The organism is Sphingomonas sp. (assembly GCF_041661825.1).
Taxonomy (GTDB): Bacteria; Pseudomonadota; Alphaproteobacteria; order Sphingomonadales; family Sphingomonadaceae; genus Sphingomonas.
Genome location: NZ_JBAZTU010000001.1, coordinates 1403173 through 1417672 on the forward strand (window position 1 = coordinate 1403173; position 14500 = coordinate 1417672).

Below are 14500 nucleotides of genomic sequence, written 5' to 3' on the forward strand. Positions count from 1 at the left end.
GCTGCCGGCGTCCGGCTATGCTTCGGGCGATGGGCCAGGGGATTTCGCGACGAGCAGCAGTTTGGGCGAGCCTCGCGCTCGCTTCCCTGACCGGCACGGCGGCCGCTGCGCCGGAACCCGGCGATTCGGCCTGGTACGTGATCGTCGCGCGGGACGGCGCGACGATCGGCCACAGGTCGCACGAGAATGTGCCGGGGCCGGACGGGCGCCGTATCGTCGACGTCCAGCAGATCGATCTGGTCGAGCAGCATCATGGCCCGTTGCACCTCTCGCGCCGGAGCGAAGTCCGGGAGGATGCCGCCGGCAGGACGATCGCCATCAGCGAGGAAACGCGCGATGGCGAGACCTGGGTGCGCAGCGAGGCGCGTATCGCCACGGATGCAGCGGAGATCGTACGTACCTCCCCGTCCGACCGGCGAACCGTCCGCGTCGCCCTGCCCGCCGGGGTGCGCTTCGACGATGGCGACGATCTCCTGCCCGGCTGGAATCCGCTGGGCGCACCGCTCGACTTCCGGAATTTCGACATCGGCGCGATGGCGGTCGAGCGCGTGGTGATCGAACGGCTCGACCCCGCACCCGATAGCGAGGGCAGGATCGCGGTGGCGCGCCGCCGCTATGACGGCGAGGCGCTACGCGGCGTCGCCAGGCTGGTGCTCGACCGCGACCGGCGCATCGTCTCGATCAGCCAGGCCATGCTCGGCGGCTCCATCACCCTGCGCGCGACCGACCGGGACACCGCGCTGCGGAAGCGCCCGGCGCCCAATGTTCCACTGGAGCTGAGCATCACTTCGCCGTTCCGCATCTCGGACGCGGCGCGGCGCGGGCATATCCGGTACCGTTTCTCCTTTATCGACGGGCTTGCCTTCGGCCTGCCCGAGACCGGGGAGCAGCGCGCGGCGCCAGCGAACGGCACCGCGACGATCGACATCTGCGAGACCTGCGGCCCGGGCCTGCCCGACACGCCCGATGCCCTGGCCGATGCCCGCAAGCCGACGCCCTGGCTGCAGAGCGACAGCGCCATGATCCGCGCGATCGCGGCGCCGGTCGCCCGGCTGCCGCTGTCCGATGCGGGCAAGATGAAGCTGCTGGCGAAGCGGGCGCGCGAGCATCTCAAACGCGTCGAGGTCTCGGGCCATTATTCGGCGCTCGACGCGCTGAAGCGGGGCGCGGGAGATTGCACCGAGGATGCGGTGGTGCTCGCCGCACTGGGCCGTGCGGCCGGCATTCCCACGCGGGTCGCGAACGGGCTGGTCTATGCGCGGCAACGCTTCCACGGCACCAGCAATGCCTTTTTGCCGCACAGCTGGACCCTTGCCTGGGCCGATGGCGCGTGGCGCAGCTTCGACCTGTCGCTCGGCGATTTCGACGCGACGCATATCGCGCTGACGGTGGGTGATGGCGATGCGCGGTCAGTCATGGCGGCGAACCAGCTGGCCAGCCTGTTGCGCTGGGACGCGATGACCGAGGTGAGGCCCCGGCCCGCCTCGCGATAGAGCCTAGCCGCCGTTGCGCCGCGCGGGCATTTCCCTTGCGCCGCGCGCCGCGCTTGCTTTGGACGGCGCCGGCGCCACCGCGCGGGCCGGACGCGCCGCGGGGGCGTCCTCATAGACGGCGGGCAACTCGGGCACTGCCTTGTCGGCGGCGACCTCGACATATTTGACATTGTGCAGGTCGCGCACGCCGCCGACGACGATGTCGTAACTGTCGTCCTGCGCCGCGACGGCCATCGGCATGGCGACCGCCGAGGCAGCGAACGCCACTGCAGCCAGCGCCGGACGGATCGGCAGACGATAGGAGACGCACACTTCCCCGACACAGGCCTGCATGAAGGCCACCCGCTCCTCGTCGCGCATGTCGGTCAGGTCGAACACCTGGCGCTTGCACATGCGGCACATGTCGCCGTCCATGATCGCGGCGAGATTGCTCTTGTAGGGGCAGGGACTCTGGATCTTCGGGAAAATGGCCATGGCACCTCTCCGATATTCGTCCCGCATCCTATTCGATCGACCGCAGCAAGTCGACACCGGGCCGCGCGGCCGTGGAACTCGGCGGGAAGCTCTGCCATTATGCCGACGGACTCGGGAGAGAGACGATGGCGACGGTGACCGAAGACCTGCCGACCGCGAACGAGCTCGCGGCGCGGAGCCGCAGCCGCTACCCCAATGAGAGCGCCGACTATCGCCGGGCACGCACGGCGCTGCTTGCCGAGGAGATCGAGCTGCGCCGGCGGATCGAGCGGGTCGCCGAGCATCGCCGCAACCTGCCGCCGGGCGGCGAAGTGCCGCGGGACTATGTGTTCGAGGGCGAGAACGGCCCGGTCAGTTTCAGCGCGTTGTTCGGCGACCATGATACCCTGGTCGTCTACAGCTATATGTTCGGGCCCGAGCGCGAACGGCCCTGCCCGATGTGCACGGCCCTGCTTGGCCCGCTCAACGCCAGCACGCCCGATCTGCAGCGCAACATCGCCGTGGCGGTGGTCGCGCGTGCGCCGATCGAACGGCTGCTCGCCTTCAAGCAGGAGCGCGGCTGGCGGCACCTGCCGCTCTATACCGATACGAGCGAAGCCTATGGCCGCGACTATCTGACCTGGTTCGACGGGGGTGACGGCTCCGGCATCAACGTCTTCACGAAGCGCGACGGCGTCATCCGTCATTTCTGGGGCGCGGAGATGGGCGACGAGACCAAGGATCCCGGCGAGGATCCGCGCGGCGCGCCCGATATGACGCCCTTGTGGAACATGCTCGACCTTACGCCGGGCGGCCGTGACCCGAAATGGTATCCCAAGGTCGACTACGACTGATTTTGTCGCAAGGATCGAAGGTCTTTCCGACCCCGATCGACCAATTTCCGCCACCTGCCGCGTTGCCGGCAGGGCGATCCGGCACAATGCGCTAACTTGGATCAAGAATGGGGCGGGCCGGTTACTGGCGGATGCGCATGGCTTGCTTTCACATACGCCGATTCAGGCTCCGCTCATCTCGAAAAATTCAGTAGCTGTTGAGAAACGGTGCGGTATGTTGCGCATCGCGAGGCCGGGGGGCCGAACGAGAACCTTGGGGTGGGGAGAGTGTCAGGGAGCTGAGCTTGAACATCGAGACCCCTCGCGAGTCGCTTGACCGCCGTCAGATCGTGTCCGCCCTGCGTGCGCTCCGCCGCGGCGATTTCACCACGCGCCTGCCGGAGGATTTGCACGGCCCCGATGCCGAGCTTGCCACCTTGTTCAACGAGGTTGTCGGGCTGAACCAGCAGATGACCGAGGAATTCGAGCGCCTGTCACGCGTCGTCGGCAAGGAAGGCAAGATCACGCAGCGCGGGCGCGTGAAAGCCGCGACCGGCGGGTGGGAAAGCGCGATCCGGTCGGTCAATGAGCTGATCGAGGACATGGTCCAGCCGACCGCCGAGGTCGCGCGCGTGATCGGCGCGGTGGCGAAGGGCGATCTGTCACAATCCATGACCGTCGAGATCGATGGCCGTCCGCTGCGCGGCGAATTCCTGCGCATCGGCAAGGTGGTGAACACCATGGTCGAGCAGCTCGCTTCCTTCGCCTCCGAAGTGACGCGCGTGGCGCGCGAAGTGGGCACCGAGGGCAAGCTGGGCGGACAGGCCACCGTGCGCGGCGTGGCCGGCACCTGGAAGGACCTGACCGACAACGTCAACGCGATGGCGACCAACCTGACGGGGCAGGTGCGCAACATCGCCGAGGTGACCACCGCGGTGGCATCGGGCGACCTTTCCAAGAAGATCACGGTGGAGGTGAAGGGCGAGATCCTGGAGCTGAAGAACACCATCAATACCATGGTGGACCAGCTCAACAGCTTCGCCTCCGAAGTGACGCGCGTGGCGCGCGAGGTCGGCACCGAGGGCAAGCTGGGCGGGCAGGCGCGGGTGGAAGGCGTGGCCGGTACGTGGAAGGATCTGACTGACAACGTCAACCTGATGGCCGACAATCTCACCGGCCAGGTGCGCAATATCGCCGAGGTGACCACCGCGGTGGCGTCGGGCGATTTGTCGAAGAAGATCACCGTCGACGTGAAAGGCGAGATCCTCGAGCTGAAGAACACCATCAACGTGATGGTCGATCAGCTCAACGGCTTCGCCTCCGAAGTGACGCGCGTGGCGCGCGAAGTCGGCACCGAGGGCAAGCTGGGTGGGCAGGCGCAGGTGCCGGGCGTGGGCGGCACATGGAAGGACCTGACCGACAACGTCAACCTGATGGCCGACAACCTCACCGGCCAGGTGCGCAACATCGCCGAGGTGACCACCGCCGTGGCGTCGGGCGATTTGTCGAAGAAGATCACCGTCGACGTGAAGGGCGAAATCCTCGAACTGAAGAACACCATCAACACCATGGTGGACCAGCTCAACGGCTTCGCCTCCGAAGTGACGCGCGTGGCGCGCGAGGTCGGCACCGAGGGCAAGCTCGGTGGCCAGGCGCAGGTGCCGGGCGTCGCGGGGACCTGGGCCGATCTGACCGACAATGTGAATTTGATGGCGGCGAATTTGACCGGCCAGGTCCGCAACATCGCCGAAGTGACCACCGCCGTGGCGCGCGGCGATCTGTCCAAGAAGATCACCGTCGACGTGAAGGGTGAGATCCTCGAGCTGAAGGACACCATCAACGTGATGGTCGATCAGCTTAACGGCTTCGCCTCCGAAGTGACGCGCGTGGCGCGCGAGGTGGGATCGGAAGGCAAGCTCGGCGGGCAGGCGCAGGTGGAAGGCGTGGCCGGCACCTGGAAGGACCTGACCGACAACGTCAATCTGATGGCGGGCAACCTCACCGGCCAGGTGCGCAACATCGCCGAAGTGACCACCGCCGTGGCGCGCGGCGACCTTTCCAAGAAGATCACCGTCGACGTGAAGGGCGAGATCCTCGAGCTGAAGGACACCATCAACGTGATGGTCGATCAGCTCAATTCCTTCGCCTCGGAAGTGACGCGCGTGGCGCGCGAAGTGGGGTCGGAAGGCAAGCTTGGCGGTCAGGCCAAGGTGGAAGGCGTCGGCGGGACCTGGAAGGACCTGACCGACAATGTGAACGAGCTGGCCGCGAACCTTACGGGACAGGTGCGCAACATTGCCGAGGTGACGACCGCGGTGGCGCTGGGCGATCTGTCCAAGAAGATCACCGTCGATGTGAAGGGCGAGATTTTCGAGCTGAAGGACACCATCAACACCATGGTGGACCAGCTCAACTCCTTCGCCTCCGAAGTGACGCGCGTGGCGCGCGAGGTGGGTACCGAAGGCAAGCTCGGCGGGCAGGCGCAGGTGCGCGGCGTCGCCGGCACCTGGAAGGACCTCACCGATAACGTTAATTTGATGGCCGACAATCTAACCGGCCAGGTTCGCAACATCGCCGAGGTGACCACCGCCGTGGCGAAGGGCGATCTGTCGAAGAAGATCACCGTCGACGTGAAGGGCGAGATCCTCGAGCTGAAGAACACCATCAACGTCATGGTGGACCAGCTCAACGGTTTCGCCTCGGAAGTGACGCGCGTGGCGCGCGAAGTGGGTACCGAAGGCAAGCTCGGCGGCCAGGCACAGGTGCCGGGCGTGGGCGGCACGTGGAAGGACCTGACCGACAACGTCAACCTGATGGCGACCAACCTGACCAACCAGGTGCGCGGTATCGCCGACGTGGTGACCGCGGTGGCGCAGGGCAATCTCAAGCGCAAGCTGGCGGTGGACGCCAAGGGCGAGATCGCGGCGCTCGCCGACACGATCAACGGCATGATCGAGACGCTCTCCACCTTCGGCGACCAGGTGACCAACATGGCGCGCGAAGTCGGCATCGAGGGCCGGCTGGGCGGCCAGGCGCGCGTGCCGGGCGCCGCGGGCCTGTGGCGCGACCTGACCGACAACGTGAACCAGCTCGCCGCCAATCTGACCAACCAGGTGCGATCGATCGCCGACGTGGCGACCGCGGTGACCAAGGGCGATTTGACGCGATCGATCGCGGTGGAAGCCTCGGGCGAGATGGCCTCGCTGAAGGACAACATCAACGAGATGATCCGCAATTTGAAGGAGCAGACGCTGAAGAATGCGGAGCAGGATTGGCTGAAGACCAACCTCGCCCGCTTCTCGCGCATGCTGCAGGGCGAACGCGATCTGACCACGGTCTCCAACCTGATCATGACCGAGCTCGCGCCGCTGGTGAACGCGCAGTACGGCGTGTTCTACGTCACCAACCGCGACAATGACGAGACGGTGCTGGAACTGGCCGCAAGCTATGGCGCGGAGAATCGCAGTGCGCTGAAGTCCGAGTTCAGGCTCCGCGAAGGGCTGGTCGGCCAGGCCGCGGCGGACAAGCGCCCGATCCTGCTGCAGAACATGCCGGCCGACTTCATCCGGATCGGCTCCGGCCTCGGCCATGCCGCGCCGACCAACGTCAACATCCTGCCCGCATTGTTCGAGGACGAAGTGAAGGCAGTGATCGAGCTCGCCTCGTTCAGCGAGTTCAACGAGACGCACCAGACCTTCCTCGACCAGCTGATGGAATCGGTCGGCATCGTGCTCAACACCATCGCCGCGACGATGCGCACCGAGGGGCTGCTGAAACAGTCGCAGTTGCTGACGCAGGAGTTGCAGGCGCGCCAGACCGAGCTGACGACCAAGCAGGAAGAGCTGCACGCGACCAACGAGGAGCTGCAGGAGAAAGCGCAGCTGCTCGAGAATGAGAAGAAGCAGGTCGAGGCGAAGAATCTCGAGATCGAAATGGCGCGGCGTGCGGTGGAGGAAAAGGCCGAGCAGCTTGCCCTCACCTCCAAATACAAGTCCGAATTCCTCGCCAACATGTCGCACGAGCTGCGCACGCCGCTCAATTCGCTGCTGATCCTGTCGAAGCTGCTGGCAGACAATCCGCAGGGCAATCTCAACGAGAAGCAGACCGAGTTCGCGCGCACGATCAACTCGGCCGGGTCCGACCTGCTCAACCTGATCAACGACATCCTCGATCTGTCGAAGATCGAATCCGGCACCGTCTCGATCGAGGTCGGCGACATGCCGATGCACGCGCTGAAGCAGCATATGGAACGGACCTTCCGCCAGCTCGCCGCCGACAAGAACCTGGAGTTCAAGGTCGAGTTCGACAGCGACCTGCCCGCCACGATCCGCACCGACGAGAAGCGCCTGCAACAGGTCGTGCTCAACCTGCTGTCCAACGCGTTCAAGTTCACCGCGCAAGGATCGGTCACCTTGTCGGTCGGCAGCGCCCGGGCGGGGTGGAGCAGCAACCACCCGGTGCTGCGCAACGCCGACCATGCGATCGAGATCGCGGTGACCGATACCGGCATCGGCATCCCGCAGGACAAGCAGAAGCTGATCTTCGAGGCGTTCCAGCAGGCCGACGGCACGACCAGCCGCAAATATGGCGGCACTGGCCTCGGCCTCTCGATCAGCCGCGAGATCGCGCGCCTGCTCGGCGGCGAGCTCAAGGTACGCTCGACCCCGGGCGAAGGATCGACCTTCACCCTGTTCGTGCCGCTCCAGGCAGTGGATTCGGGCACCGGCCAGGCCGCGACGACCACGGCGCGCTACGACAATAGCGGCGCGATCGTGCCCAACGCCCTGCCCGCGCCGCTCGACGTGACCGACGACCGCGATGCGCTCGGCGATTCACCGTTCGTGCTGATCATCGAGGACGATCCGACCTTCGCCTCGATCCTGCTCGACATCGCGCGCGAGACCGGGCTGAAGGGTGTGGTCTCGACCACCGGTGCCGGCACCCTGGCACTGGCGCGGAAGCTCCAGCCCAATGCGATCACGCTCGATCTCGGCCTGTCGGATATCGACGGCTTCGTGCTGCTCGATCTGCTGCGGCACGACCCGAAGACCATGCACCTGCCGATCCATGTCATCTCCGGCGCGGACAAGCTGGCCATGGCGATGGACATGGGCGCGTTCGGCGTGACCGAGAAACCGGCCGCGCCCGAGGCGCTGTCGGCGGTGTTCCGCGATCTCGCCCGTGTCGCGCGCAGCCAGCCGGCGGCGCCGGCCGTGACCATCGTCGATGGCGCGGAAGCCGTAACCGGCCTGCCCGAGGTGCCGGAACTGGCGGGATCGAAGATGCTGATCGTCGACGACGATATCCGGAACATCTACTCGCTCACGAGCGTATTGGAGAGCTACGACGTCGAGGTCGTGCACGCCGAGGGTGGCAAGGACGGCATCCTGATTCTCGAACAGACGCCGGGCATCGATCTGGCGCTGATCGACATCATGATGCCCGAGATGGACGGGTACGAAACGATGCAGCGCATTCGGGCTCTTCCCGAGCTTGCCGATATCCCGCTGATCGCGGTGACCGCCAAGGCGATGAAGGGCGACCGCCAGAAATGCCTCGACGCCGGCGCCTCCGATTACATCGCCAAGCCAGTCGATATCGAGCTGCTGCTGGCCTTGCTCCGCGTCTGGGTCGCCCGCTCGCGCGATCGGGCGCCGACCAAGCCGACGCGCCGCCCGACCGTCCGAACCGCCACGGCGGCCGAGTGACCGGATGCCGCGCAAACTCCCCCTCGCGGTACAGCCCGTGACGGTCGCCGAGGCGCCGCCACTATTGAAGGTCGTGCCCGAGCCGGCAGCGCGCGCGCGCATCCTGGTGGTCGACGACGACGAGCATAACCTGCTCGCGATCCGCACCGTGCTCGAGGATGTCGGCGATGTGATCGTCGCCAAATCGGGGCCGGAGGCACTGCGCGAATTGCTGCGCGGCGATTTCGCGGTGATCCTGCTCGACGTCTATATGCCCGGCATGGACGGCTATGAGGTCGCGCAGATGGTGCGCGGCCGCGAGCAGACCAAGCGCATCCCGATCATCTTCCTCTCCGCCGTCAACAAGGAGACCGAGCACCTGATCCGCGGCTATTCGATGGGCGCGGTCGATTATGTGTTCAAGCCGGTCGAACCGATCGTGCTGCGATCCAAGGTGGCGGTGTTCGTCGACCTGTTCCAGATGACGCTCGAGATTCGGCGCAAGGCCCAGGCCGAGCAGGCGCTGCTCGACGCGACGATCAAGGCCAATGACCAGCGATTGAAGGCGGAACGCCAGCTGCGCCTCGCCGAACAGCGCCAGGGCGCGATCATCCAGTCGCTGCCGATCCTGCTCTATCTGGAGACCGAAGGCGTCTACCCGCGCGTGCCGAAGCTGATCAGCGGCGATTTCACCGCGATGACCGGGTTCCCGCTGGACGCGGTACGGCGCACCCCGACCCTGTGGCACGACCGGCTCCATCCCGACGACAAGGACCGCGTCGAAGCGACGCTCAGGGGCCGGGCGCACGGCGCGCCGCTGGCGATGGAATATCGCTGGCAGCATGCCGATGGGCGCTATCGCCATGTGCTCGACCAGGCCGTGCTGATGCGCGACATGGACGGCAAGCCGATGGAATATGCCGGCACCCTGCTCGACGTGACCGACCGCAAGGACCTGGAGACGCAGCTGCTGCATGTCCGCAAGATGGATGCGATCGGCAAGCTGACCGGCGGCATCGCGCACGACTTCAACAATCTGCTCGCCGCGGTGATCGGCGGGCTGGGCATGATCGAGCGCCGCGTGCCCCTGGCCGAGGAGCACCGCAAGATCCTGGCAATGACGCAGCATGCCGCGGGCCAGGGCAGCGAGCTGGTCTCCCGCCTGCTCGCCTTTGCGCGCAAGCAGAAGCTGGAGCCGGCGGCGATCGACCTGACCTGCCTGTCCGATTCGGTCAGCAACCTGTTGTCGCACACGCTCGGCGGGCTGGTGGAGATCGCCTGGGACATCGAACCCGGCGTCGCCCATCCCTATGCCGACGAAGCCCAGCTCGAACTGGCGATCATGAATCTCGCGATCAACGCGCGCGACGCCATGCCCGAAGGCGGCACGATCCATATCTCGGCGCGCAATGCGCAAGTCGGCGCGCGCGACGATCTCGATCTGCCGCCGGGCGATTATGTCGTGCTGACCGTCGGCGATACCGGCTGCGGCATTGCCCCCGACATGCTCGAACGCGTCATGGAGCCGTTCTTCACCACCAAGGATGTCGGCAAGGGCACCGGGCTCGGTCTCAGCATGGTCTATGGGTTCGCCAACCAGTCGGGCGGCACCGTGCGGATCGACAGCCGCGAGGGCGAGGGCACCAGGGTCGCGCTGTGGCTGCCCCGCGCGGCGGCATGCGCGCCGAAGCCGGTACCGGCCGAACCGGCCCAGGCACTTGCGGAAGGCACCAGCCTGAACATCCTGCTGGTCGACGATCATGAGGGCGTGCGGGCGACCACTGCGGCGCTGCTCGAGGACCTGGGCCACGCGCCGGTCGCTGCCGCGGACGGCCCGGCGGTGCTCGAGCTGCTGGACCGCGATCCCGACAAGGTCGACCTGATCATCAGCGATTATGCCATGCCGCATGTTTCCGGGACCGAGGTGATCCGCCGGGCGCGCCAGATCCGGCCGGCGCTGCCCGCGATCATCATCACCGGCTATGCCGACAACAGCGCGCTCGACCTGACGGGCGAACATGTCATCGCCGTCAACAAGCCCTTCTCACCCGCCCAGATGAAGGACGCCATCCGGCGCGCGATGGAAGCAACCATAACGGATGGTGCCTGAGCGCAGGGCACAGCGTGGCCCTGAAAACCGCGACTTAAACATCTCCGAAACGGTTTCACCGCTTTTTAACGCGCTTGCATACATAAAGGGCAATCTTGCGGTGCCTGCGTGCGCCGGGCCCTTATGCGGAACCACGTCAGATGATCGACGTCGCCCTGTGCATCGCGAGAGACCATGACCCATGGCTGGTGCTGCTCGCCGTATTCGTCTGCTGCACCGGCGCCTTCGCCATCGCCCAGATGTTCGGCCGCGCGCAGGCGACGACCGGCGGCCAGCGCTTCGGCTGGCTGTTCCTGACCGCGGTCGGCGCCGGCGCGACGATCTGGTGCACCCATTTCGTCGCGATGCTCGCCTATAAGGCGGAGGTTCCGGTCAGCCTCGATCCGGTCCTGACGATCGTCTCGCTGATCGTCGCCATCGCCGGCACCGGCATCGGCTTCGCACTGGCAGCGTGGCGGCGGAACCTGGTCCGGTCCGCCCTCGGCGGCGGCGTGGTCGGCCTTGCCATCTCCACCATGCATTTCACCGGCATGGCAGCCTATCGCGTCGACGGCCTGGTCACCTGGCGCTGGTCCTATGTCGCCGCCTCGGTGCTGTGCTCCGTGATCTTCGCCGGCGCAGCGCTGGCCGCACTCGGCTCCCGGAAACTCGGCCGCTACCGGGTCGCGACGGGCACCGGCCTGCTCGTCACCGCGATCGCGACCTTGCATTTCGTGGCGATGACAGCGCTGGAAATCACCCCGCTCCGGCTTAGCGAAACCCCGCTCGACCCCGGCCAGATGCAGGCGCTGGGGCTGGCCACCGCGCTGGTCGGGCTGGTCGTGATCGCGACCGGCGTGTTCGCCGCGCTGATCGACCGCTGGACAAGGTCGGACGCGATGGAGCGTCTCCACCACATGGCGATGAACGATGCCCTGACCGGGCTGCCCAACCGGGTGAGCTTCCAGGAGCAGCTCGCGCGCCAGCTCGATATCGCGCGCGCCGGCGGCGGCCAGCTCGGCGTGGTTGCGATCGATCTCAATCGCTTCAAGGAAATCAACGACGTCCATGGCCACAAGGCCGGCGACGATGTGCTGGTCGCGCTGGCGCAGCGGCTGCGCGGTGCGATGAGCCGGGGCGAGATGGTCGCGCGGCTGGGCGGCGACGAGTTCGTCGCGATCACCCGCTTCAGCGACCGTGCCCAGCTGGTCGGCTTCACCACGCGGATCGGGGCTGCGCTCGACACGCCGGTCTCGCTCGGCGCGTTCGAGGCGCGGGTCGGCGCGAGCATCGGCGTCGCGGTCTATCCGCAGGATGCCGCCAACGCGCATGTCCTGACCAATAATGCCGATCTCGCCATGTACCGTGCCAAGAGCGAGGGCGCGGTGGCGCCGTGCTTCTATGACGCGGCGCTGGATGAAGCGATCCGCGAACGGCGCGAGCTGGCCAATGATCTGCGCGTCGCGATCGACGGCAATCTGCTCGAGGTCCATTATCAGGTCCAGGCCTCGGTCACGACGCATGCGGTGACCGGCTATGAAGCGCTGGTGCGCTGGAAGCATCCGGTGCGCGGCAACATCTCGCCCGAGATCTTCATCCCGATCGCCGAGGAGAACGGGCTGATCCTGTCGCTCGGCGAATGGGTCATGCGCCGGGCCTGCACGGACGCGGTGAGCTGGGAGCACGACTCCAAGGTCGCGGTGAACGTGTCGGCGGTGCAGCTCGCCCATGCCGACCTGCCGCGGCTGTTCCACCAGATCATGCTTGAGACCGGCCTGCCGCCGCGCCGGCTCGAGGTCGAGCTGACCGAGACGGCGATCATGTCCGACCGGGTCCACGCGCTGCACGTGCTGCGCCAGATCAAGGCTCTGGGCGTCGGCGTCGCGCTCGACGATTTCGGCACCGGCTATTCCTCGCTCGAGACGCTGCGCGCCTTCCCGTTCGACAAGATCAAGCTCGACCGGATGTTCGTCTCGGAGCTGGCGGATAGCCCCCAGGCGACCGCGATCATCCGCGCCGTGCTGGCGTTGGGCAAGAGCCTGGCCATCCCGGTGCTCGCCGAGGGTATCGAGACCGAGCAGCAGCTCCAGGTGCTCCAGCGCGAGGGCTGCGACGAAGCGCAGGGCTTCCTGCTCGGCTATCCGCACCCATTGCCGGTGACGGGCCGATCGCCCTTCGCCGACCGGCCGCTGGACGTGCCGGCGGTCGAACCCGATCGGAAGAGCAACGCCGCCTGAGGCCTTACCGTACGAGCAAGGTGAACGGCGGCACATAGGCCATCAGCATCACCACGACACCGACCAGCGACGCGAGCACGATGCTGTGCAGGAAGACATAGCGCAGGATCCGTCCCTCCTGCCCGAACCACTGCGTCGCGGTGGAGGCAACGACGATGCTCTGCGCGTCGATCATCTTGCCCATCACGCCGCCCGCGCTGTTCGCCGCGGCCATGAGGGTCGGCGACAGGTTGAGCTGTTCCGAGGTCACTTTCTGCAGGCCGCCGAACAGCACGTTGGAGGCAGTGTCCGATCCGGTCACCGCGACGCCGAGCCAGCCGAGCATCGTGCCGAAGAAGGGATACATCACGCCCGTCGCGGCGAAGGCCAGGCCCATGGTCGCGTCGAGCCCCGAGAAGCGGGTGACGTTGCCGAGCGCGAGCATCGCGGCGATGGTCAGCAGCGAGGGGATGACCATGACGAAGGCGCGGCCATAGCTCCTGGCGATGCCGGCCGGGTTGAGCCCGAGCAGGAAGCCGCTGAGCACGCCCGCGAGCAGGATCGCCGACCCCGTCGCCGAGAGCGGGTTGAAGTTGAAGATCGCCGGCTCGGCTGCGGCGGTCGCCACGACCGGGGGCACGCGCATGATGACCATGTCGAGGCCGGGCACATGAATGGCGAGCTTGAAGATGCCGTCGAGTGTCGCCTTCACGGCGGGCACACCCCACAGGAACACGATCACCGTCAGGATCAGCCAGGGCATCCAGGCCTTGCGCATCGCCGCCGCGCTGACCGGGCCGGTGTCCGTGACCACCGCATCCTCATGTTCCGTCACATGCGCCGCGTCGGTTGTCGGGACGCGCTCGTCGCCCTTGGCAAGCGGGGCTTCGTTGACGTGCATGATGTCGCGCGGCTTCCACACCCGCAGGAAACCGACCAGCACGACCAGGGTTACCAGTGCCGAACCGATCGCCGCGAGCCACGGCCCGTGCAGGTTGGAGATCAGGAACTGCGTGCCGCCGAACACGACGCCGACCAGCAGCACCGCGGGCCAGATCGCCAGCGTCCGACGCCAGCCGCAATACGCGACCAGCAGCCAGAACGGCACCATCAGGCAGAAGGGCAGCATCTGCCGCCCGACCATGGCCGACAGATCCTCGAGCGGCAGCCCGGTGACCGTCGCGAGCGTGACGAGCGGGGTGCCGAGCGCGCCGAACGCGACCGGCGCGGTGTTGGCGATCAGCGACAGGCCCGATGCCTGGAGCCGGGTGAAGCCGAGCCCGATCAGCATCGCGCCGGTCACCGCGACCGGCGTGCCGAAGCCCGCCGCCCCTTCGAAGAACGCCCCGAGGCAGAAGGCGATCAGCAGGAGCTGGAGCCGGCTGTCCTCGGTCACCGTCGCGATCGAATCGCGCAGGACCTGGAACTGCCCCTGCTCGTTGGTGAGCTGGTAGAGGAAGATGATGTTGAGCACGATCCAGCCGATCGGCAACAGGCCATAGGCAGCGCCATAGCCCGCCGCGCGGGCAGCGAGATCGGCCGGCATGCCGAAAGCGAGCACCGCGATCAGCAGGGCAGCGGCGAGGCCGAGCAGTGCTGCGATATGCGCGCGGACATGGAAGAACCCGATACAGCCGAGCAGCACCACCAGGGGTGCGGCGGCGAGCACGACCGACAGCCAGCTCCCCAATGGATGATAGTCTTGTGACCAGGTCATCGATGCGTCCCC

The 14500-nt window shown here is 66.7% G+C and carries 7 protein-coding genes; 5 read left to right on the top strand and 2 right to left on the bottom strand.

Annotated features, from left to right (window positions below):
• The first annotated feature begins 17 nt into the window (after positions 1–17).
• Positions 18–1493, top strand: coding sequence for a transglutaminase family protein (locus WC729_RS06470; RefSeq protein WP_372850711.1), 1476 nt, complete (start codon positions 18–20; stop codon positions 1491–1493).
• Positions 1494–1496: 3 nt separating this feature from the next.
• Here the strand turns inward: WC729_RS06470 and WC729_RS06475 are convergent, their stop codons facing one another.
• Positions 1497–1967, bottom strand: a complete 471-nt coding sequence (locus tag WC729_RS06475; protein WP_372850713.1) for a hypothetical protein — start codon at positions 1965–1967, stop codon at positions 1497–1499.
• A gap of 71 nt (positions 1968–2038) precedes the next feature.
• Here WC729_RS06475 and WC729_RS06480 point away from each other — a divergent pair, with 71 nt between their 5' ends.
• From WC729_RS06480 to WC729_RS06495, 4 genes are all read left to right on the top strand, one after another.
• A complete protein-coding gene (locus WC729_RS06480; protein ID WP_372850715.1) occupies positions 2039–2800 on the top strand; it encodes a DUF899 family protein in 762 nt (253 codons plus the stop codon).
• 284 nt (positions 2801–3084) lie between these two features.
• A complete protein-coding gene (locus tag WC729_RS06485) occupies positions 3085–8487 on the top strand; it encodes a HAMP domain-containing protein (protein ID WP_372850717.1) in 5403 nt (1800 codons plus the stop codon).
• Between the two features lie 4 nt (positions 8488–8491).
• Positions 8492–10576 (top strand): response regulator, encoded by a 2085-nt coding sequence (locus WC729_RS06490; RefSeq protein ID WP_372850719.1) that lies wholly within the window; start codon positions 8492–8494, stop codon positions 10574–10576.
• Positions 10577–10716: 140 nt separating this feature from the next.
• Complete coding sequence (locus WC729_RS06495) at positions 10717–12792, top strand: putative bifunctional diguanylate cyclase/phosphodiesterase (RefSeq protein ID WP_372850721.1); 2076 nt, start codon at positions 10717–10719, stop codon at positions 12790–12792.
• A 4-nt stretch (positions 12793–12796) separates the two neighbouring features.
• Here WC729_RS06495 and WC729_RS06500 read toward each other — a convergent pair whose 3' ends face one another.
• Positions 12797–14488 carry an L-lactate permease gene (locus WC729_RS06500; RefSeq protein WP_372850723.1) on the bottom strand — a complete coding sequence of 564 codons (1692 nt, stop codon included), beginning with the start codon at positions 14486–14488 and terminating at the stop codon, positions 12797–12799.
• Between the last annotated feature and the right edge of the window lie 12 nt (positions 14489–14500).